Below are 20,624 nucleotides of genomic sequence, written 5' to 3'. Positions count from 1 at the left end.
GGTTGGCGGCGTGACCGATACGCTCGTCAATGTGGAAAAAGTGGTCATCGCAGGCAAGACCTACCTGCTCGTCGACAGCGACGGCAATGGCGGCTACGGCACTGTGACTGGCGCGGTTGCAGCGGCAAATGACGGCGACACCATTCTTGTCGCGTCCGGCACCTATGCGGAGACGGTTGTCGTCAACAAGGACGTCACCATTCTCGGCGCCAATGCCGGTATCGCCGGGTCCAGCTCCGCCCGCGGAGCGGAATCGACCATCGAAGGTGGAATTCATTTTCTGACGAGTGGTGTCACGCTCGATGGCTTGAAAATCGTCGAGGGTGGCTACCTCTCGGCCGGGGAGCCGAAAGCGGGCGTCCTCGTCCAGGGCGCTGGGGCGACCATCGCAAACAGCGTCTTCACCGGCCCGTTCCAGCCTGATTCGCGCGCCGTTGTGACGGCAGCATCGGCTCAGGATATCGACGTTTCCGGCAACGTCATGAACGGCTGGGCGAATGGCGCCTATCTCAATCCCGGCACAACCGGTAGTGTTTCGGGCAACGTGTTTGAAGACAACAACGTCGGCCTCTCGATGGACGATCCCGCTGGTCTCGTCGTTGACGGCAACACTTTCAACGGAAACAACCTTGAGCAGATCGGGGTGGGCGAAACGGGAGCGGCGCTCGATCTGAGTGCGATCGTGGCGAATAACACATTCACGAGCAGCCCCGTGAACGGCGCGGTCTTCGTCTACGGCAACGGGGAGAACCAGACCTTTGTGGGTTCCTCGGCCGCGGACCGGATCGACGGCGGCGCAGGTACCGACGGTGCGATCTACGRRGCCGGYGCGKTGATCGGGCGCGATRCCCTCGRCAACTGGACCGTGAMGGTTGGCGGCGTGACCGATACGCTCGTCAATGTGGAAAAAGTGGTCATCGCRGGCAAGACCTAYCTGCTCGTCGACAGCGACGGCAATGGCGGCTACGGCAACGTGGGCGACGCGGTTGCAGCGGCAAACGACGGCGACACCATTCTTGTCGCGTCCGGCATCTATACGGAGACGGTTGTCGTCAACAAGGACGTCACCATCCTCGGCGCCAATGCCGGGATTGCGGGGTCGAGCGCACGCGGTTCCGAATCGACCATCCAAGGCGGAATTCACATTCTCGCCGATGGCGTCACGCTCGATGGACTGAAAATTGTCGACGGTGGTTCTCTCGGCGAAAACGCAGGTGTCTTCGTCCAAGGCAACGGCGCTACCGTCACCAACAGCCTTCTCGTGCGCACGGGAACAGTCGACGGCGATGGCTTCCGTGGCGTGGTCACAGCCATTGGAGGAGTTGCCGATCTCGCGGTCACGGACAATCAGATGACCGGCTGGGCGACAGGCACCTATCTCAATCCAGGTGCCACCGGCACGGTGACGGGGAACGTATACACCGGAAACTATGTCGGCATCTCGCTCGACGTTTCAGGCGGGGTCTCGGTGACCGGAAACGTCCTGTTTGGAAACGTGTTCGAGAATATCGGCGTGGGTGTATACGCCTCGGCAATCGACGTTGGATCGATCGTTGGCGCCAATACCATCCTATCGGGAGCCCCGGTGATGGCGTTTCAATCTACGGTCTGGGATCCGGACAGGCGCTCCAGGGCACGATCCACGCAGATACCTTCTACGGAAGCGGCGGAGCGGATTTCTTCCAGGGAGGCGCAGGCGATGATGTGATCGAAGGTGGAGCCGGCGATGATACGGCCGTCTACGGCGGCAATCGCGCTGATTACGATGTCACCGTCAACTCTGAGGGCGTCACGATCTCGGATCGCGTAAACGGAAGCGGCACGGATTTCCTCACCAATGTGGAATTCTTCCAATTCGCCAACGGCAAATTGAGCCTTGCAACACTCGTAGGGAATGAAGCCCCCACTGCAGTCTCGATTTCGGAACGTGTTGTTGCTGAGAACGCCGCAAACGGTGTCGTGATCGGGTCGCTCGCTACGAACGATGCGAACACTGACGACATTCACACCTATCAGTTGGTGGACAACGCGGGCGGCCGCTTCGCCCTCGTGAACGGCAGCCTTGTCGTCGCCAACGGATCGCTGCTCGATTACGAACAGGCGGCGAGCCACCAGGTGACGGTGCGGGCGACCGATCTTGCCGGACTTTCCGTCGACCAGGTCCTCACGATCGACCTGTCCGACGTTAACGAGGCGCCGGCCGCGATTGCCTTGACCAATGCTTCCGTGGCGGAAAACTCCGGCAATGGAACCATCGTGGGCACGTTGTCGGCAACCGATCCGGATGCCGGTGATACGCGCGCTTTCACGCTCCTGAACGATGCCGGGGGCCGCTTCGCCATTGTCGATGGCAACCTTGTCATCGCCAACGGATCGCTGCTCGATTATGAGCAGGCGGCGAGCCACCAGGTGACGGTGCGGGCGACCGACGCGAAGGGCTTGAGCATCGATGCCATCTTGACGGTGTCACTGTCCGACGTCCTCAACGAAAACGTCACCGGCACGTCGGGCTCCGACTATCTGGTAGGCGGCGCGGGCAATGACAGGCTCGATGGCGGCGCCGGAACGACGTCCTCTCGGCGGGTGCCGGTAACGATCGGCTGAGTGGCTTCTCCGGCAACGACGCATTGTTCGGCGGCGCCGGCAATGACCGGTTGAGCGGCGGTTCCGGCAACGACAAACTCTATGGCGGCCTGGGACGCGACGTGTTGACGGGCGGCAGCGGCCGGGACGCGTTCGTGTTCGACACCAAGCCGAACAAGAAAATGAACCTCGACACGATCACCGACTTCAACGTGAAGAACGACTCGCTTTGGCTCGACAACGCGATCTTCAAGAAGCTCGGCAAGGGAACCCCGGACAAGCCCGTCAAGCTGAAGAGTGACTATTTCAGCACCGACGGCGCGAAGGACGGGAACGACTACGTTCTCTACGACAAGAAAACCGGCATCGTGTCTTACGACGAGGATGGTTCGGGCTCGAAGAAGGCCGTCGAGATCGTCAAGCTCGATAAGAACCTCAATCTCACCTACAACGACTTCTTCGTCATCTAGAGTTGTCGTTTCACTCAATCAGCCGCCCCCCCGAGTGGGGGCGGCTTTTTTTATGTCAGTCATATGTCACGGCGTTGAAATCGGCTCCGATGCCGCTTGCGCGCGGTTCAACAATTCCCCCGCCACGTCGCCGATCTTCGGCGTGTCTTCGCGGATGAAGGGGAGCGGGCGGCAGACGGCGAGCGCGGCGAGGCCGAAGCGGGCCGTCATGAGGCCGTTGAGCACGCCCTCCCCGAGCTTTGCCGAAATCCGCGCGGCGAGGCCGAGGCCCAGGACCTGCTGCATGAGGCTGTCGCCGACGGCGACGCCGCCGGTCACCGCCAGGTGGTTGAAGGCGGCCTTCGCCAGACGCAGGAAGCCGAAGAGCCCCGGGCGCCCGCCATAGATCCGTGCGAGGGCGCGCAGGAGCCTGACCGCCGCGAAAATCACGAAAGCCACGTCGATGATCGCGCGCGGGCTGACTGCGGTGACGAGCGACACCTGTTTGGCGGCGCCCGCGATGGCGCGCTTGGCTTGGGCATCGAGTGGCGCGAGCAATTCGCGCTCGGCAATGGCCAGCCGGTCATCCGCATCGATGATCTCGTCCATGAGGCCCATGAGCCTGGCGCTGCCGGGCACCGCGCTCGCCCGCGAGCCGTAGAGGCTCAGCAAGTCCGACACGATCGCCTTGGCGCCCTTGTGGTCCTTCACCGCCAGCACGTCGACGGCTGCGTCGCGCAGCTTCTCGATTTTCTGCTCGCGCCAGATTCCCGCGAATTCCCGGCCGATGACGGCCAGAAAGGCCAGCATCGCGACGACCGAGAGAATGAGCGCCACCCATCCGAGCCAGGGCGCCACCGCATAGAGCTCGACGATGAGGTTCTGGATCGCGAGGCCCAGTCCCAGCAGCAAGAGGCCCGACAGGGCCGACAAGAGGATGCTGAGCCAGGGGGCGCGACGCTTCGGCCCCATCGGCACGATGACGCCGTCGGCGGCCTCGATGGCGTCGAGAGGGTCGTCGGTGACGACGACCGAGCCGCTCGCAACTTCGGGATCGTCGAGGCGGAAGGCGCGTGGCTGGCGGCTCATGTGAAACGGTCCCCGAGCAGAAATTCTAGGGCGCGGTCGAGACGGATATGGGGCATCTTCGCCATCCGGCCCGCCGCATCGACGGGAAGTTTCGGCGGGCGGAAGCGGGGGAAGCGCAAGGAGCCGGGGATCACCGCGCCCTCGAACACCGCCGAGGCGGTCTCCGGCAACTCACCGGGAAAGATCGCCGCTTCGGTTTCGCCGTCGAAGATCTCGTCGCCGACCCGCTCGCCCGCCTCCGGCACCCCGGCGACGGCCCGCAGGGTTTCGCGACCCTCCCGAACGGTGGTTTCCCGCGTGGCCCGCACAGAAGCGAGCGCCACCGTGCCGACCCGGGCGCCGGCGGCCTCGGTGCGGCGCGCCGCGCGATTGACGAGCAGGCGCAGGATCGCGTCGAGGCGGTCGTGGTCGGTGTGGTGGATGTGATCCGCCTTGGTCGCGGCGAACAGCACCTTGTCGGCGCGGGGCGAGAAGATCCGGGACAGCAAGGTGTTGCGGCCGGTGCGAAACGCCATCAGCACCTGATCCAGCGCCTCTTCGAGTTCGGCCAGCGCAACCGGGCCCGCATCGATGGCAGCGAGCACGTCCACCAGGACGATCTGGCGGTCGATCCGCTGGAAATGGTCGCGGAAGAACGGCCGCACCACGTGGCTCTTGTAGGATTCGAAGCGCCGCTCCATCAGCGCGGCGAAGCTCGCGGGCGCGACGGGTTCGCCTGCCCGCAGGTCGAGCGGCGCAAAGGTGAGCGCCGGCGAACCGGCGAGATCGCCCGGCATCAGGAAGCGCCCGGGCGGCGTCGTCGCCACCGCCTCGTCATCGGCGCGTAGCGCCGTGAGGTAAGTCTTGAAAGCCTCGCTCGCCTTCGCGGCCAGCATCTCGTCGGCAGGTCCTTCCGTGTCGAGAGAGGCGAGAACCCGATGCCATTCGCGGGCCATTTCGGCGCGATCCGGCCGTCGGCTCTGCTCGAGAATCTGGCGCGACCACTCGGCGTAACCGGCGTCGAGCAGCGCCAGATCGAGCAGCCATTCGCCCGGATAATCCACGATGTCGAGGGCAAGCGAACCCGGCCCGGTGCGCCACCCGCCTTTGCGCTCATACTCGATATCGACCCGCAGCTCGCTGATCCGGCTGGTGGATTGCGGCCAGCGGCGCTCGGCGGTGAGCGCTTCCATGTGCTCCTCAAAGGGGAAGCGCGGCACGGCGTCGTCGGGCTGGGGGGCCAGGTGGGCGCGGCGGATCCGGCCCTCGGCGGAGGCGCGGAAAGCCGGCAGGTTGGTGCCGCGGGTCAGATGATGCACCAGGGCGGTGGTGAAGACGGTCTTGCCCGAACGGGCAAGGCCGGTGACGCCGAGACGCAGGGAGGGCTGGACGAGCTGGCTCGAGGCCTCCCAGAGCGATTGCGCCGCGGAGCCGGCGCGGGAGGCGATATTTCTAAACACAGGCACCTGCACGCTTCTGAAACGGAACGGTCAAGATGAAGTGGGGCTTTACCGACGGATTGCAAAGCCTCCCATGGCCATTCTTTGCGCTTAGGTTCAAGCGGATTCGATCAATTCAGCGGGCGGCCCCCAACCTCGGCGGGGAGGTGAAAGTCGCRMCACCCYACCTCTCCCCGGAGGTCGAGSGCAGCGAGGGTGAGGGGGAGACTTCTCAGGATAGCGCGCGACCCCTCACCCGGRCCTTYGGTCCGACCTCTCCCTCGAGGGAGAGGTGAAGAAAGAGGCCGACCCCACCTCTGCCCGGTGGGGAGAGTGAAGAAAGTGCGCCAACSCCCACCTCTSCCCGGCGGGGAGAGGTCGAGCGAAGCGAGGGTGAGGGGTCGAAGGCAAAAAAGGGGGAAGCATGATCGGGAAACTCAAAGGGATCATCGACGCCTATGGCGACGATTTCGTGATCCTCGACGTCCAGGGCGTCGGCTACGTGGTGCATTGCTCGTCGCGGACCCTGCAGAACCTGCCGCCGGTGGGCGAGGCGGCGTCGCTCTCCATCGAAACCCATGTGCGCGAAGACATGATCCGTCTGTTCGGCTTCCGGTCGGATGCGGAACGGGAATGGTTCAAGCTCCTGCAGAGCGTGCAGGGCGTCGGCGCGAAGGTGGCGCTCGGCATCCTGTCGGTGCTCGATCCCGGCACGCTTGCCACGGCGATTGCCACTGCCGATAAGGCCTCGGTGGCGCGCGGTCCCGGCGTCGGCCCCAAGCTCGCCCAGCGCATCGTGTCGGAACTGAAGGACAAGGCCCCGGCGTATTCAGCCATCGACCCGGCGCTCATCCGCCTGTCGGGCTCGCTGGAGGACAAGACCGCGCCGCTGCCGGTCTCGGACGCCATCTCGGCCCTGGTCAATCTCGGCTACCAGCAGGCGCAGGCCTCGGCGGCGATCGCGGCCGCTTTGAAGAGCGCCGGCGACGAGCCGGAGGCGAAAACGCTGATCCGGCTCGGATTGCGGGAATTGGCGCGGTAGGACAGCGTCGGCTATACGAAGCCTTTGAGGATTGAGATTCTTTGACCGATTCCCGCCTGCTGACCCCTGAAAAGCGCGAGGACGACACCGATCTCTCGCTGCGTCCGCTCTCGCTTGTGGATTTCACCGGCCAGAAGGCCGCGCGGGCGAATCTGCAGGTCTTCATCAACRCCGCGAAATCGCGGGGTGATGCGCTCGACCATGTGCTGTTCGTCGGGCCGCCGGGCCTAGGTAAGACTACGCTCGCCCAGATCGTGGCGCGCGAGCTCGGGGTCAATTTCCGCTCGACCTCGGGCCCGGTCATCGCCAAGGCGGGGGATCTGGCGGCGCAGCTCACCAATCTGGAAGAGCGCGATGTGCTGTTCATCGACGAGATCCACCGCCTCAACCCGGCCGTGGAGGAGATCCTTTATCCGGCCATGGAGGATTACCAGCTCGACCTCATCATCGGCGAGGGCCCGGCCGCGCGCTCGGTGAAGATCGAACTGCCGAAATTTACCCTCGTGGGGGCGACCACCCGGGCGGGCCTCCTGACGACCCCATTGCGCGACCGCTTCGGCATCCCGATCCGGCTCGAATTCTACACCGTGGAGGAGCTGGAGCTGATCGTCCGGCGCGGCGCCCGGGTGCTGGGCCTCGGCATCAGCGCGGACGGCGCGAACGAGATCGCGAGGCGCGCCCGGGGCACGCCGCGCATCGCCGGGCGTCTGCTGCGGCGGGTGCGCGACTTCGCCATCGTCGACGGTGTCGAGACAGTCACCCGCGAGCATGCGGACGCGGCCCTTCGCCTCCTCGATGTGGATCCCATCGGCCTCGACCAGATGGACCGTAAATATCTTTCCCTGGTGGCGCTCTCCTTCGGCGGCGGCCCGGTCGGCATCGAGACGATCGCCGCGGCCCTGTCCGAGCCCCGCGACGCCATCGAGGACATCATCGAGCCCTATCTGCTGCAGAAAGGCTTCGTTCAGCGCACCCCGCGCGGCCGCATGCTCACCACCCGCGCCTTCCGCCATCTCGGTCTCGCCGAACCGAAGCGGGAGGCCGCGCAGTTCGGGCTATTCGCGGGGGATGAGGATGCGTGAGAAGCGGGGCGCTCATTCCCTCCCCCTTGAGGGAAGGGCCAGGGTGGGGGTGTCGGCTCCGGACCGTGTCCAGGGTGGTGCTCGCACCCCCACCTCCCGCTCCTTCCCACAAGGGGGAGGAGAGCGCGTTGAGAGCTTCCCTGGCCTCTCAGGTCACCTCGAAGGCGGCACCCACATCCTCTCCATCCGCGTCTATTACGAGGACACGGATTTCTCCGGACGCGTCTATCACGCCAGCTATCTGCGATTTCTGGAGCGGGGGCGCACGGAGCTGTTGCGCGCCGTGGAAGTCGCGCAATCCGATCTTCACGCCGAAATGGGCGGGCTCGCCTTCGTGGTGCGGAAGATGAATATCGATTTCCTCGGCGCGGCCCTGATGGACGATATCGTCACGGTGGTCACGCGGCCGAAGGAGATGCGCGGCGCCTCGATGATCCTGGCGCAGGAGGTGAGGCGCGGCGACGACGTTCTGGTCACCGCCGACGTCACCGTGGCGGCGGTGCGGGAGGGGCGGGCGGTGCGCATTCCCGACCATCTCCGGGCGGCGCTCGCCCCTTTGGATGAGTGATCGGTCGCGGCCTCAGCAGTCCTTGTCGAGGATCGGATCGCCCTGCTTGAACCAAGCCTTGACGATCTTCCTCCCCTGGACCTCGTAGAGCGCAATGACATCCACCTGCCCCGTCCCCTCCGGGTACGTGCGGGTGACGACTTCCTGATCGACAACGAGATTTCCCACGGACATTCGCTTCACGAGTTTGCCGAAAAGATTGGGCTCCCTGAATCGTGCGACGTGCCGCTCTCGTATCTGGGAAGCGCCCTTCGCAAGCAATTCGGACGGGTGTGAATAGTACAGTGCGTCATCGGCCCAATGCRACATGAAGGTCTCGATGTCGCGAGCGTTGTAGGCATCGAGCTGGCTCTGCACGACTTGGGAAGCATTGTCGCCGAAAGTTTCACTGTTCATCGAGGTGTCTCCAGATGCCATATTGGTACATTGCGTGCTTTTCTGGCGCAAGCGACTAGGCGTCGGGAAATAGTTTTTGCAATCGCCGGGATGGGTGGGCGGTCGTTCAACCCCGCCCCACGGGCCGCATCAGGTGGCTCTGCCACGTCCCGGTTCGGTCGGCGCCGTCCACATCCGCCGAAGTCAGGCCGATATCGTGGAGCGCCCGCTCGTCCATGCTGTAGAGCGCATTGCGGCCGGCACGGGCGTCGAGCCAGGCTTCCAGGCGCAGCAGGAGGGACAGCAGCGACGGCCGGGACTTGCTGGCCGGGGCGAAGGAGCGAAGATTTACTGTGGCAGTCGCGGTGACCATGACGGGCCTCTTCCGATCGTGTTTTCCTAGGTGTAAGGTGCTGCCGCGAGGGGTCGAAAGCAAACGCGAAGACCTACGCTTCAGCCCAAGAGAAACTTGGCCAAGCCATGTCCAGACGCCGTCTGCCGCCGCTAAAATCCCTGCGCGCCTTCGAGGCCGCCGCGCGCCATCTGAGCTATGAGAGGGCCGGCGACGAGCTGGCGGTGACGCCGAGCGCCGTCGGTCAGCAGGTGAAGGCGCTGGAAGCGTGGCTCGGCCTGCCGCTCTTCGTCCGCCTGCCGAGCAAGGGCGTGGCGCTGACGCCGGTGGGGGACCGCTACGCCGCCTCGATCGGCGATATCCTCGATCAATTGAACGAGGCGACCGCGCGCGCCCTGAAACCCGAGTCCTCCCGGACCCTCACGGTCGCGACGGTCCCGAGCTTCGCCTCCGGCTGGCTCATTCCCCGGTTGGGCTCGCTTCGGGAGCGGCATCCGGATCTCGATGTGCGGATCTCCGTCGGGCAGGGCCGGACCGATTTCGCCCGCGAGGACGTGGATGTGGCAATTCGCTTCGGCCGTGGAAACTATCCGGGCCTGCGCACCGATCTGCTGATGGAGGAGACGTTCTTTGCCGTCTGCAGCGCCTCGTTCCTCAACGATCCGGTCCATCCCTTGCGCGAGCCGGCGGATCTGCGGCACCACACGCTCCTGCACGAGATCGTCGGCACGGTCCCGGACTATATCACTTGGGACAAGTGGCTCGCCGCCATCGGGGTCGAGGGCGTGGATACGTCGCGGGGCCCGGCCTTTCCCCACACCTATCTGACGCTTCAGGCCGCGGCCTCCGGCCAGGGAGTCGCGCTCGCGACGAACGTGCTGATCGGAGATTATCTGCAAGCCGGCCGGCTGGCGCGGCCGTTCCCGCACGAGGTGAAGGGCACCAATCAGTATTACGTGGTCTGCCCGGAGGCGACGGCGGATCGGCCCTCGATCGTCGACTTTCGCAACTGGATCCTCGATGAGGCGAGGGAAGCGGGCCAGCTTGTTTGAGGCTGCGCTGGGGCCAGAAGGGTCCCCCTTAAACCAAGCCTTAACCTTACTCTGTGCCTAACAGGTAACGGAGGGAGTGAGTTTCGTTCCCGGGCCGGCGCGCCCATACTTTTGACAGATTGTAGCGCGAACGAGCGGGACACGCGAAAAAAATCTCTCCTAAACGAACGCGGTGGCCCGCTCTCCTCGGGGCCACTCGAAGCGCGAGGTCTCGACTATGAATCCGGTTGATGTTGCCCAGGCGGCTCCTGCGGTACACGACTTGTCCCTCTTCAGCCTGTTCTGGCAGGCCCATTTCACCGTCAAGCTGGTGATGGTGGGGCTGCTTGGGGCGTCGATCTGGTCATGGGCGGTGATCGTCGACAAGACGCTGCTTTACGCGCGCACCAAACGCGCCATGGACCGGTTCGAAGAGGTGTTCTGGTCGGGCCAGTCGCTGGAGGAGCTCTATCGCTCCCTGCAGAACCGGCCGGCGACGGGCCTCTCAGCGGTTTTCGTGTCCGCCATGCGCGAATGGAAGCGGTCGTTCGAGGGATCGAGCCGCACCTTCCAGAGCCTCGGGCAGCGCATCGACAAGGTATTGGACGTGACCATCCAGCGCGAGGTCGAGCGGCTCGATTCGAAACTGATGATCCTGGCCTCCATCGGGTCGGCCGGCCCCTATATCGGCCTGTTCGGCACGGTGATCGGCATCATGAATTCGTTCACGTCGATCGCCGCTTCCAGCAACACCAGCCTCGCGGTCGTGGCGCCGGGCATCGCCGAGGCGCTGTTTGCCACCGCCATCGGCCTGTTCGCGGCCATTCCGGCGGTCATCGCCTACAACAAGCTGCAATCGGAAGTCGGCAAGCTGCAATCGCGGCTCGAGGGCTTCGCCGACGAGTTCTCGGCCATTCTCTCGCGCCAGATCGACGAGCGCATCGCGCACGCGGCTTAAGAAGGGGAGATTGGCGATGGCCATGGCAGGTTCGGCAGGAGGCAGCTCGCGGCGTCGCAGACGCGCACGTCGCGGCGGCGCCATCAACGAAATCAACATGACGCCGTTCATCGACGTGATGCTCGTGTTGCTGATCATCTTCATGGTGGCGGCGCCCATGATGAGCACGGGCGTCCCGCTCGATCTGCCGCAGACGAAGGCCGCGCCGCTGAACATGGACGCCAAGCCCGTGACTCTCTCCATCCGGTCCACCGGCCAGGTGTTCATGGGCGATGCGGAGCTCAAGGACGACATGATCGTTGGCAAGCTCGCGGAATCGTCCAAGCAGGGTTTCGACGAACGCATTTTCGTGCGCGGCGACAAGAAGGTGGATTACGGCCGGGTCGCGCAGATCATGTCGATCGTCACCGCCGCCGGTTACAAGCGCGTCGCGCTCGTGACCGAACCCGATCAGCGCTAAGGGCCAAGGGCAGGGATCACGAGCGTGGCGTTGCGGCTCAAATTCAATCCTTCGGAACCGGGCTTCTGGGTCTCGGGGGTGTCGCACGTCGTGATTCTGGGCGCGGCCATGCTGACGCTCTCGACGGTTGCCCAATTTCCGCCCGCGCAGGAAGGCATCCCGGTCGAGATCATCACCGACAACCAGTTCTCGCAGATCACGAAGGGCGAAAAGACCGCCAAGGAGGTGCAAGTGACCCCGAAGCCGCGCGCCGATCGCGTGGCGGACAAGATCGAGCAGCGCGATCCCGGCGAGGACAAGCGCGACGCGCCGGCGCCCCCCAAGCGTCCGGAAGAGATGAAGGTCGCCGAGAAGGAAGAGCCGGTGGCGGCCCAACCCCCGCCGCCTCCGCCGCCCCCGAAACCCGCGGAGGCGAAGGTCGATACGCACGCCGAGGACGAAAAGAAGCTGATCGAAAAGGCCGAAGCCGAAGCCGTCGCCCAGAAGGTCGCCGAGGCCAAAGCAAAGGCGGAAGCCGACGCGAAGGCCAAGGCTGAGGCGGACGCGAAGGCGAAAGCGAAAGCCGAGGCGGAAGCGAAGGCCAAGGCGGAAGCCGACGCCAAGAAGCTCGCGGAAGCCAAGGCCAAGGACGAAGCGGAGGCCAAGGCGCGCAAGGAAGCCGAAATCGCCAAGAAGCTCGATTTCGGCGACATCAAGCAATTGCTCGCCAACAAAGAGAAAAACCAGTCCTCCGGCGCGACCGGCCCGGAAGTCCAGAAGACGGCTTCGCTCGGAACGCAGACCGGGAACGCGCCGAAGCTCAGCCCGAGCATGGAGGATGCCCTCGGCGGGCTGCTCAAGGAGCAGATCACGCGGTGCTACAACCCGCCGCCCGGCGCCATGACGACCTCGGCGGTTCCCGTGCTGGAAGTGAAATTTAACGCCGACGGGAGTTTCGCCGCGGAACCCCGTGTGATCCAGGCCGGTTCGTCGAGTCTCGACCGCGCGATCGCCGACGCCGCCCTGCGCGCGTTAAGGCGCTGCGCGCCGTATAATATTCCGGCCAAATTCGCGCCTTATTACAGCTCCTGGAAGCATTGGAACATGCACTTCGAGCCGCCTTCCGTTTAACTCCCGCAATCTCGCACCTGCCCAGGATGGAAATCAGTCAAGCCATGTCAGTTCGCTCTATCGATCGCGTCATCTTCTCGGCGTTTTGCTTCCTCTTCGCCCTTGTTGTCTCGACGATTCCCTCCCAGGCGCAGCTCCAGCTCCGTATCAGCCCCGGCAGCCAGTTCCAGCCCATGCCGATCGCCATCGCGGATTTCCAGGGCGAAGGGGATCTCGGCCAGCAGGTCTCGGGCATCATTTCGAAGAACCTCCAGCGCTCCGGCTATTTCACGCCGCTCGACCGATCGCGCTTTCCGGAGCGTCCGACTTTCGATGCCGCGCCCCGTTTCGAGGCGTGGAAGCTCGCAGGCGCCCAGGCACTCGTCACCGGTCGCGTCACCCGCGATCCCTCGGGTCGCCTGAAAGCGGAATTCCGCCTGTGGGACGTGGAAACCGGCCAGCAGCTCACCGGCCAGCAATACGCCACCGACCCGAATTTCTGGCGCCGCATCGCCCACATCATTTCCGACGCCGTCTATACCAAGATCACCGGCTTCGGCGGCTTCTTCGACACCCGCATGGTGTTCGTGGATGAATCCGGCCCGAAGGAAAACCGCCGCAAGCGTCTCGCCATCATGGATCAGGACGGCGCGAATGTGCGGTTCCTGACGCAGGGCGACAACCTCGTGGTGACGCCCCGCTATTCGCCGGCGACGCAGGACATCACCTACATGTCGCAAGCGGACGGGCAGCAGCCGCGCGTCCAGGTGATCAATCTCGAGACCGGTGCGCGCCAGGTCGTCGGGAACTTCCCCGACATGACCTCATCGCCGCGCTTCGCCCCGGACGGGCGCCGGATCGTCATGAGCCTCCAGCAGGGCGGCAACGCCAACATTTTCATGATGGATCTGAATTCGCGCGCTACCACCCGGCTTACCTCGACGGCCGCGATCGACACCTCGCCGTCCTTCTCGCCGGACGGTCAGCAGATCGTGTTCGAAAGCGATCGCGGCGGGCAGCAACAGGTCTACGCGATGGCGGCGGACGGTTCTAACCAGCGCCGGATCTCGTTCGGCGAAGGCTCCTATTCCCAGCCTGCGTGGTCGCCGCGGGGCGATTACATCGCTTTCACGAAACGCCGGGCCGGCGGGTTCTCCATCGGCATCATGAAGCCGGATGGCTCGGGGGAGCGCATCCTGACCGAAGGCTTCCACAACGAGAGCCCCACCTGGGCGCCGAACGGGCAATACATCCTGTTCTTCCGCGATCCCGGCGGGCAGTCGGGCGGGAAGCTCTACATGGTCGATATCACGGGACGCGTCGAGCAACCCATCCCGACGCCATCTTACGCGTCTGACCCGACATGGTCGCCGCTGCTGAGCGAAAGCAAGGGTTAGTCCGGCGCAGAGATCGCCAGAAAGAACCGGGGTCGTCGCGAGACGGCCCCGTTTTTCATCGGTTAGACGCGCTGGCCGGTGGTGGTCAGCTTTGCGCTATCCTTGCGGCTCTTGAGCTTGAAGCCCAGCACCAGCAGCGTAATGCCGAAGACCAGCGCGTAGGCGCCCAGCCACCAGGTCAGCACCACGGCGCCGATCAATGGGCCGATGAGCAGCGCGATGCCGAACAGCACCGAGACGACACCGCTGAAGATCATCCAGCCGCGGCCATATTCCGGGTTCAGCTTGAACGCCGCGACGATCATCAGAACGCCGGTGATCAGCGACCAGAACCCCATCAAGGTGACGAAGAACAACACCGTGAGGCCGGGCCACAGGAAGGCGATCACGCCGACCGCGATGTCGACGATGCCCTCCAGCACCAGCAGCCCCCAGCGCTGGTTATCGGAGGCGGCCTTCACCGCCGCCACGATGCCGAAGACCCCGTCGACGAGCATGTAGGCCGCGAAGAAGAGCACCAGCGACAGCATGGTGGCGCCCGGCATGAACAGCGCGATCAATCCGAACAGGATCGCGAAGACGCCGCGCAGGGCCACCGCCCACCAGTTCTGTGCGAGAACCACGCTCATGGCATGGGCGCGGTCGAGGGTCGGGAATGGAGTGGAGGAAGTACCGGTCGCCATGATGATCTCCTGTGAGGGACCCGGCCGCGATTTCGCACCTGCCCTTAGGAAAATGTATACAACGCAACGGACAGCTTGGCAGTCGAATTTTCTCAGTCCGCCGTCGAGACGACGCCATCGTTCTGCTGGGCCGCCTTCTCCTCGTGCCTCTTGCGCCGGAGTTTCAGCTTGCGGTGACGAAGCTGCACCCGCCGCTTGAGGCGGAAGGAACGTATGAGCAGGGCTACTCCCAGCCAGACGAGCGCGAGCACGACCGGCGCCACGAGCAGGGCCGGCACGAGGGCCAGGACAATCGCCAGCGCCAGCACGGCGATTCCGATGATGGCGATGCTGCTGGCCTCGGTGGCCGTCAGCGAACGCGAGCCCATCGCGCCGCCGACCGAGTTGCTAAGCGCCAGCGCGCCCGCCGCCAGACGGCGAACGCCGCCCCGTTTCATGCGCGACCCCAATCGCCGGGAGCGCATGTTGCGGGCCTGGACCCGTCGCGTGCCGGAGCCGGGAACGATCTCCGTGGCGTTGGCGAGATCCTCCAGATACATCGCCTCCATGGCCTCGGCGAGGCCTTGGTCCTCGACGGCCACGTCGAGTTCCCAGTTGGTGGCCCAGCTCGCCATGTTGAGATTCGTCGAACCGACGCGCGCCCAGCGGCCATCCGCCACCGCCGTCTTGGCGTGCATCATCGAGCCGTTCCACTCGAAGACCCGGATGCCGGCTTCGATGAGGGATCGGTAGCCGGCCCGAACGATTGGCTGGAGCACCGGCACGTCGCTCGATCCCGGCACGAGCAGGCGAACGTCAACGCCGTCGCGGGCCGCCTCGCCGAGGGCCTGAACGTAGGATGTGGTGGCGACGAAATAGGCATCTGTCAGCCAGAGGTTGCGTTGCGCCATCGACGCGATGAACTGGTCGAACCGATAGGTCCGGAACATGCCCGGCTGCCCGCAGATCACGCGGGCCGCGACGTCGCCCGCCGGCGGGATGTCCTTGGCGTCCAGCAATTCGCCGCGTTCGAGGGGCGCGCCTGCGCGGCCCCAGCTATCGGCGAAGGCGGCGTCGAGGTCGGACACCACCGGGCCTTCGAGGGCGAGGCCCGTGTCGCGCCATGGCTCGACGGTTCCGTGGCCCTCCCAGCTATTCGAGACGCAGAGGCCCGCGACGAAGCCGCGGGTGCCGTCGATCGTGATCACCTTCCGGTGATTGCGGCGGATGATGAATGGGTCTGTCAGGCGCGGAGGGTTGAAGACCCTGACCTGCACGCCGGCTTTGCGCATGCGGCCCCAGAAGGAGGGCAGCGCCCGCCAGGAACTGCCGAGCCAGTCGTACAGCACGCGGACCGTCACGCCCGCCCGGGCCCGCTCCATCAACGCCTCGCTGAAGGTCCGGCCCGTCTCGTCGTCGGCGATGATGAAGTTCTCGAAATTTACCACGCGCTCGGCGGATGCGATGGCGGCGAGCCAGGCGGGGTAGTTCTCCTGCCCGTCCTTGAGAAGCCGGACGGCGTTGCCTTTTCGCAGGTCGCTGTCGGCGATCCGCGCAAACGCCCGTTCGATGCGGGCATCGCCAATGCTGGCGATTCGCGGCTGTCTGACGGCGGACGTAGGAGGTATTGGCGTATCCATGGCCTCTACAACGCGCAAACGCGGGTTTAGCTTCCACAATATGGGGATTGTTTCGCCGATACAAAGAAAGCGTGGCCTTATTGCCACCGCTTCGCCGCATTCACGCTCGATTAACCCTAAGCCGAACTATCCCGGCGACCCACCGATTCACCTTGTCTCTCAACCTTCCGTCAAGGTTGACGGAACCCTCCCTTAACTATCGACCGCTATACACGACCCAACGTTCGGCAGACGTATGTGTTTGTGTGAGTAAGGAGTATTGCCATGATGACGTTGCGCGCCGTCAAGTTCGCCGCTGCCATCGTCCTCGCCCTCGCGGCGGCGGCGTGTTCGTCCAACAAAGACCAGATGGCCGGTGGGGCCGGTGGTTTCGGTGCCGGGGCTGCGACGCCCGGCAGCGCTCAGGATTTCGTCGTGAATGTCGGCGACCGGGTGTTCTTCGAGACCGACCAGACCGATCTTACCCCCACCGGGACGGCCACCCTCGACAAGCAGGCCCAGTGGCTCTCGCGCTACCCGAGCTACACCTTCCTGATCGAAGGCCATGCGGATGAGCGCGGCACCCGCGAATACAACTTCTCGCTCAGCGCCCGCCGGGCCCAGAACGTCCGAGATTACCTCGTGTCGCGCGGCATTCAGGCCTCCCGCTTCCGCGTCGTGTCCTATGGCAAGGAGCGCCCGGTCGCCGTCTGCAACGACATCTCCTGCTGGTCGCAGAACCGTCGCGCCGTCACGGTGTTGGACGGCGGCGCCGGCGCCTGATCGACAATGCGCGGCCGGTCCCTATCAGGRCCGGCCGCGTGTCGCCGCGAAGGCGGCATCGGATGGGCTCCGCCACAATGTCGCCGTGGCGGCCCTTATGTGTTATCGGCAAGGCTCCTCGGACCCCCACGGTAATCCAACATGCTTCGTCGCCTGATCGCCACCTTTGCCCTCGTGGCCGCTTTTGCCGCTCCCGCGCTCGCGCAGGACGCCGCCGATGCGATCGTTCGTCTCAACCGCCTCGAAGGCCAGTTCCGTCAGCTCTCAGGGCAGGTCGAGCAGCTTCAATTCGAAAACCGGCAGCTCAAGGAGCAGCTGCGGAAATTCCAGGAAGACGTGGAATTTCGCTTTCAGGAAGGCCGTGGCGGCGCCAAGCCCGCTCCTGCCACCTCCGCGCCGGGCCGCCCGGTTCCGGCCCAACCCCAGAAGCGCGGCGACGTGTTCGATCCGTCGAGCGCGCCCGATGCGCCGGGGGCTCCGCAGCAACTCGGCTCGACGCCCGCCTCGCCGGCGCTCGGCCAGAGTGCCGGCCGTCCGGTCCCAAACGGCGAGGTCGCCGGTATCGGCGACCTGATCGACGAGGAAGAGGCCGAGCTCGGCGCGCCCCTCGATCTCAACCCGACGCGGCCGAATCCGGCCCAGGCGGCGATGCCCCGCAGGGCGATCCCGGAGCGCACGAGCCCGAGCGTGGCCGCGACCAGCGTGGGCGATCCCCGTGCCGAATACGAACTCGCCTATTCGTATCTCACGCAACGGCAATACGAGCAGGCGGAAATGGGGTTTCGCCGGTTCCTGCAATCCAATCCCCGCGACCGCCTTGTGCCCGAGGCCTCCTATTGGCTCGGCGAGACCTACCTCCAGCGCAGCCGCTTCCGCGAGGCCGCCGAACAGTTCCTGACCATCTCGACCGACCACCCGAACGCCACCAAGGCCCCCGATGCCCTGCTGAAGCTCGGCGTTGCGCTGAATGGCCTCGGCGCTCGCGATCGCGCCTGCGCGGTGTTTGCCGAACTCGATCGTAAATATCCGCAGGCCTCTCCCGGCATCCGCCAGGGATCCGAGCGCGAACAGAAGCGCGCCCGCTGCGCCTGAATGGACCAGAACCGTTTCCCCGACCGCGCACAGGCTGCCCACGGCGTTCGACAAACCGGCGCTTGAACGACTTTTTACCCAACTGCTCGAGGCGCCCGGCATTATCGCGGCCGTCTCCGGCGGGCCCGATTCCATCGCGCTGATGCACCTGCTCGCCCGTTGGAATACCCGGCCGGCCCCCCGAAAAATCCTTGTCGCCACCGTCGATCACGGCCTGCGCGCGGAAGCGGCCGAGGAGGCGAGGTGGGTTGCTTCCGAGGCCGCGGCCCTGGGCCTTGCCCATCGGATACTCGCCTGGACGGGCGAAAAGCCCGCGACCGGCCTGCAGGAGCGCGCCCGCGAGGCCCGCTATCGCCTGCTGGTCGATCTGGCGCGGGAAACCAGCGCCTCGCACCTGCTGACCGCCCATACGCTGGACGACCAGGCCGAGACGATCCTCATGCGGATGGCCCGAGGGTCGGGACTTGCGGGGCTGTCCGGCATGGCCGCGGAGAGGGATCGCCGCGGCATTCGGCATCTTCGGCCGCTGCTCGATTGTCCCAAGGCAACCCTTGTCGATCTTTGTACGCGGGAGGGGTGGCGGTTTGTCACCGACCCGTCGAACCGGGACGAGCGCTTCGCACGGGTCCGGTGGCGCCGCCTGATGCCGGCGCTCGCGGCCGAGGGGCTCGGTGCGGAGCGCCTCGCCGAGCTTGCCCGCCGGGCCCGGCAGGCGGACGAGGCTTTGGATTTCAAGACCGCGGAGGCCTATGGCCGCTGCCGGTTGATGGAAGCGGGCGAGGGCGTCGTGCTCGACGCGGCGGTAATGGCCGCGGAGCCTTTCGAGATCGCCTTGCGGCTGCTGATGAAGGGGCTCTCGGAAGCGGGCCTTCCGGAGGATGGCCGCCGGCTTCAGCGGCTCGAAACCTGCGTGGGACGGCTTCGCGAGGCCGTGCGTCGCAGCGAGGTCTTGCGGATGACCATTGCGGGGGCGCTGGTGGATCTGGATCGCAGCGGCTGGCTCACCATCCGGGCCGAGAGCGCGCGCCAGCGTGGCCGTTAGGCATTTCTCTTAGCCTTCAGGCCAAGAACGCGCCCCACCGGCGCCGCATTCCCTTGGCAAGGGAAGGCTCCATGCCTACATTGAGTTTCAATAGAGTTTAGCCGCGCCTTGGACGTGTCGTCCTCTGCGCACCCTCTCCCTCTGGGGCAGAACCTGATCAAATGAATTCAAATTTCCGCAACTTCGCCTTGTGGGTTGTCATCTTCCTGCTGGTGTTGGCGCTCGTGACCCTGTTCCAGAGTCCCGGCCAACGCGGCGGCGGCAGCGATATCGCCTACAGCCAGCTGCTGAGCGAAGCCGATGCGGGGCGCATCACCAATGTGGTGATCTCGGGCCCTGAGATCAGCGGCACCTATTCGGACGGCCGCACGTTCACGTCCTATGCGCCCAATGACCCGATGCTGGTCACCAAGCTGCAGCAGAAGGGCGTCCAGATCACCGCCCGGCCGCAATCCGACTCGACCCCCTGGTTCATCGCATTTCTCATGAACATCCTGCCGATCGCCCTCTTCATCGGCGCGTGGGTGTTCATGTCGCGCCAGATGCAGAATGGCGCGGGCCGTGCCATGGGCTTCGGCAAGTCGAAAGCGAAACTCCTCACCGAGGCTCACGGCCGCGTCACCTTCGACGATGTGGCGGGCGTCGACGAGGCCAAGGAAGACCTGCAGGAGATCGTCGAATTCCTTCGCGATCCGCAGAAGTTCCAGCGCCTCGGTGGCCGCATTCCGCGCGGCGTGCTGCTGGTCGGTCCTCCGGGCACCGGTAAGACGCTTACCGCCCGCGCGGTGGCCGGCGAAGCGAATGTGCCGTTCTTCACCATCGCCGGCTCGGACTTCGTCGAAATGTTCGTGGGCGTCGGCGCGAGCCGCGTGCGCGACATGTTCGACCAGGCCAAGAAGAATGCGCCCTGCATCATCTTCATCGACGAGATCGACGCCGTCGGTCGCCATCGTGGCGCCGGTCTCGGCGGCGGCAACGACGAGCGCGAGCAGACCCTGAACCAGCTCCTCGTGGAGATGGACGGCTTCGAGGCCAACGAGGGCGTGATCATCATCGCGGCCACCAACCGSCCCGACGTGCTCGACCCCGCTCTGATGCGTCCGGGCCGGTTCGACCGCCAGATCGTGGTTCCAAACCCCGACGTACTCGGCCGCGAGAAGATCCTGCGCGTCCACGTCCGCAAGGTGCCGCTCGCTCCCGACGTCGACCTGAAGGTCATCGCACGGGGCACCCCCGGCTTCTCGGGCGCCGATCTGATGAACCTCGTCAACGAGGCCGCGCTGCTGGCGGCCCGCCGCGGCAAGCGGATCGTCACCATGAGCGAGTTCGAGGACGCCAAGGACAAGGTCATGATGGGCGCGGAGCGCCGCACCCTGGTGATGACCGACGACGAGAAGCGCCTGACCGCCTATCACGAAGCGGGCCACGCCATCGTGGCGCTGAACGTCCCGGCGACCGATCCGGTCCACAAGGCCACGATCATTCCCCGTGGACGTGCCCTCGRCATGGTCATGCAGCTCCCCGAACGGGACA

General features: G+C 65.2%; 21 protein-coding genes. 15 read left to right on the top strand and 6 right to left on the bottom strand.

The window, feature by feature from the left end; genetic code table 11:
- The 3 genes from AC1DVM_RS17790 to AC1DVM_RS17780 all read left to right on the top strand — a co-directional run.
- Window positions 1–1,708, top strand: a 1,708-nt coding sequence (locus AC1DVM_RS17790) for a NosD domain-containing protein (protein ID WP_477256518.1), incomplete at its 5' end; no start/stop codon positions are given.
- On the top strand, window positions 1,600–2,604 hold the full coding sequence (locus AC1DVM_RS17785) for a cadherin domain-containing protein (RefSeq protein ID WP_477256523.1): 1,005 nt from the start codon (window positions 1,600–1,602) through the stop codon (window positions 2,602–2,604). The genes AC1DVM_RS17790 and AC1DVM_RS17785, both read left to right, overlap by 109 nt.
- Window positions 2,605–2,627: 23 nt before the next feature.
- Complete coding sequence (locus tag AC1DVM_RS17780; RefSeq protein WP_477256516.1) at window positions 2,628–3,053, top strand: M10 family metallopeptidase C-terminal domain-containing protein; 426 nt, start codon at window positions 2,628–2,630, stop codon at window positions 3,051–3,053.
- A gap of 66 nt (window positions 3,054–3,119) precedes the next feature.
- Here AC1DVM_RS17780 and AC1DVM_RS17775 read toward each other — a convergent pair whose 3' ends face one another.
- The gene (locus tag AC1DVM_RS17775; protein WP_477256514.1) at window positions 3,120–4,121 is read right to left on the bottom strand and encodes a YcjF family protein; all 1,002 of its coding nucleotides are present in this window, start codon (window positions 4,119–4,121) and stop codon (window positions 3,120–3,122) included.
- Complete coding sequence (locus tag AC1DVM_RS17770) at window positions 4,118–5,566, bottom strand: YcjX family GTP-binding protein (protein WP_477256512.1); 1,449 nt, start codon at window positions 5,564–5,566, stop codon at window positions 4,118–4,120. Before AC1DVM_RS17770 ends, AC1DVM_RS17775 begins: the two co-directional genes overlap by 4 nt.
- A gap of 397 nt (window positions 5,567–5,963) precedes the next feature.
- Between AC1DVM_RS17770 and ruvA the strand changes: the two genes are divergently transcribed.
- The 3 genes from ruvA (at window position 5,964) to ybgC (ending at window position 8,231) form a co-directional block, all read left to right on the top strand.
- Window positions 5,964–6,581 carry a Holliday junction branch migration protein RuvA gene (gene ruvA, locus AC1DVM_RS17765; RefSeq protein ID WP_477256510.1) on the top strand — a complete coding sequence of 206 codons (618 nt, stop codon included), beginning with the start codon at window positions 5,964–5,966 and terminating at the stop codon, window positions 6,579–6,581.
- 41 nt (window positions 6,582–6,622) lie between these two features.
- Window positions 6,623–7,663, top strand: coding sequence for a Holliday junction branch migration DNA helicase RuvB (ruvB, locus tag AC1DVM_RS17760; RefSeq protein WP_477256508.1), 1,041 nt, complete (start codon window positions 6,623–6,625; stop codon window positions 7,661–7,663).
- A gap of 175 nt (window positions 7,664–7,838) precedes the next feature.
- On the top strand, window positions 7,839–8,231 hold the full coding sequence (gene ybgC / locus AC1DVM_RS17755; protein WP_477256521.1) for a tol-pal system-associated acyl-CoA thioesterase: 393 nt from the start codon (window positions 7,839–7,841) through the stop codon (window positions 8,229–8,231).
- A gap of 12 nt (window positions 8,232–8,243) precedes the next feature.
- Here ybgC and AC1DVM_RS17750 read toward each other — a convergent pair whose 3' ends face one another.
- Both AC1DVM_RS17750 and AC1DVM_RS17745 read right to left on the bottom strand, forming a co-directional pair.
- The gene (locus AC1DVM_RS17750; RefSeq protein ID WP_477256506.1) at window positions 8,244–8,627 is read right to left on the bottom strand and encodes a nuclear transport factor 2 family protein; all 384 of its coding nucleotides are present in this window, start codon (window positions 8,625–8,627) and stop codon (window positions 8,244–8,246) included.
- Window positions 8,628–8,733: 106 nt separating this feature from the next.
- Window positions 8,734–8,979, bottom strand: coding sequence for a YjiS-like domain-containing protein (locus AC1DVM_RS17745; protein ID WP_477256504.1), 246 nt, complete (start codon window positions 8,977–8,979; stop codon window positions 8,734–8,736).
- Window positions 8,980–9,086: 107 nt separating this feature from the next.
- Here AC1DVM_RS17745 and AC1DVM_RS17740 point away from each other — a divergent pair, with 107 nt between their 5' ends.
- From AC1DVM_RS17740 to tolB, 5 genes are all read left to right on the top strand, one after another.
- A complete protein-coding gene (locus tag AC1DVM_RS17740; protein WP_477256502.1) occupies window positions 9,087–10,010 on the top strand; it encodes a transcriptional regulator GcvA in 924 nt (307 codons plus the stop codon).
- A 217-nt stretch (window positions 10,011–10,227) separates the two neighbouring features.
- Window positions 10,228–10,947, top strand: a complete 720-nt coding sequence (tolQ, locus tag AC1DVM_RS17735) for a protein TolQ (RefSeq protein WP_477256500.1) — start codon at window positions 10,228–10,230, stop codon at window positions 10,945–10,947.
- A 16-nt stretch (window positions 10,948–10,963) separates the two neighbouring features.
- The gene (locus AC1DVM_RS17730) at window positions 10,964–11,407 is read left to right on the top strand and encodes an ExbD/TolR family protein (protein WP_477256498.1); all 444 of its coding nucleotides are present in this window, start codon (window positions 10,964–10,966) and stop codon (window positions 11,405–11,407) included.
- Between the two features lie 24 nt (window positions 11,408–11,431).
- Entirely contained in the window at window positions 11,432–12,517 is a 1,086-nt protein-coding gene (tolA, locus tag AC1DVM_RS17725) for a cell envelope integrity protein TolA (RefSeq protein ID WP_477256496.1), read from the top strand.
- Window positions 12,518–12,561: 44 nt separating this feature from the next.
- The gene (gene tolB, locus AC1DVM_RS17720) at window positions 12,562–13,893 is read left to right on the top strand and encodes a Tol-Pal system beta propeller repeat protein TolB (RefSeq protein WP_477256494.1); all 1,332 of its coding nucleotides are present in this window, start codon (window positions 12,562–12,564) and stop codon (window positions 13,891–13,893) included.
- 62 nt (window positions 13,894–13,955) lie between these two features.
- On the opposite strand, the gene AC1DVM_RS17715 is transcribed toward tolB, so the two are convergent.
- Both AC1DVM_RS17715 and AC1DVM_RS17710 read right to left on the bottom strand, forming a co-directional pair.
- Window positions 13,956–14,576, bottom strand: a complete 621-nt coding sequence (locus AC1DVM_RS17715) for an HdeD family acid-resistance protein (RefSeq protein WP_477256492.1) — start codon at window positions 14,574–14,576, stop codon at window positions 13,956–13,958.
- 92 nt (window positions 14,577–14,668) lie between these two features.
- Complete coding sequence (locus AC1DVM_RS17710) at window positions 14,669–16,195, bottom strand: phospholipase D-like domain-containing protein (protein WP_477256490.1); 1,527 nt, start codon at window positions 16,193–16,195, stop codon at window positions 14,669–14,671.
- Between the two features lie 264 nt (window positions 16,196–16,459).
- Here AC1DVM_RS17710 and pal point away from each other — a divergent pair, with 264 nt between their 5' ends.
- The 4 genes from pal to ftsH all read left to right on the top strand — a co-directional run.
- On the top strand, window positions 16,460–16,957 hold the full coding sequence (pal, locus tag AC1DVM_RS17705) for a peptidoglycan-associated lipoprotein Pal (RefSeq protein ID WP_477256488.1): 498 nt from the start codon (window positions 16,460–16,462) through the stop codon (window positions 16,955–16,957).
- 141 nt (window positions 16,958–17,098) lie between these two features.
- Window positions 17,099–18,049 (top strand): tol-pal system protein YbgF, encoded by a 951-nt coding sequence (ybgF, locus tag AC1DVM_RS17700; protein WP_477256486.1) that lies wholly within the window; start codon window positions 17,099–17,101, stop codon window positions 18,047–18,049.
- A 34-nt stretch (window positions 18,050–18,083) separates the two neighbouring features.
- Window positions 18,084–19,091: a tRNA lysidine(34) synthetase TilS gene (gene tilS / locus AC1DVM_RS17695; protein WP_477256519.1), complete on the top strand. Its 1,008-nt coding sequence runs from the start codon at window positions 18,084–18,086 to the stop codon at window positions 19,089–19,091.
- A 161-nt stretch (window positions 19,092–19,252) separates the two neighbouring features.
- On the top strand, window positions 19,253–20,624 hold a 1,372-nt coding region (ftsH, locus tag AC1DVM_RS17690; protein ID WP_477256484.1), incomplete at its 3' end, for an ATP-dependent zinc metalloprotease FtsH.

It is taken from the genome of Microvirga sp. P4_A5 (assembly GCF_056402495.1).
This window is presented reverse-complemented; position numbering and strand designations above follow the sequence as displayed.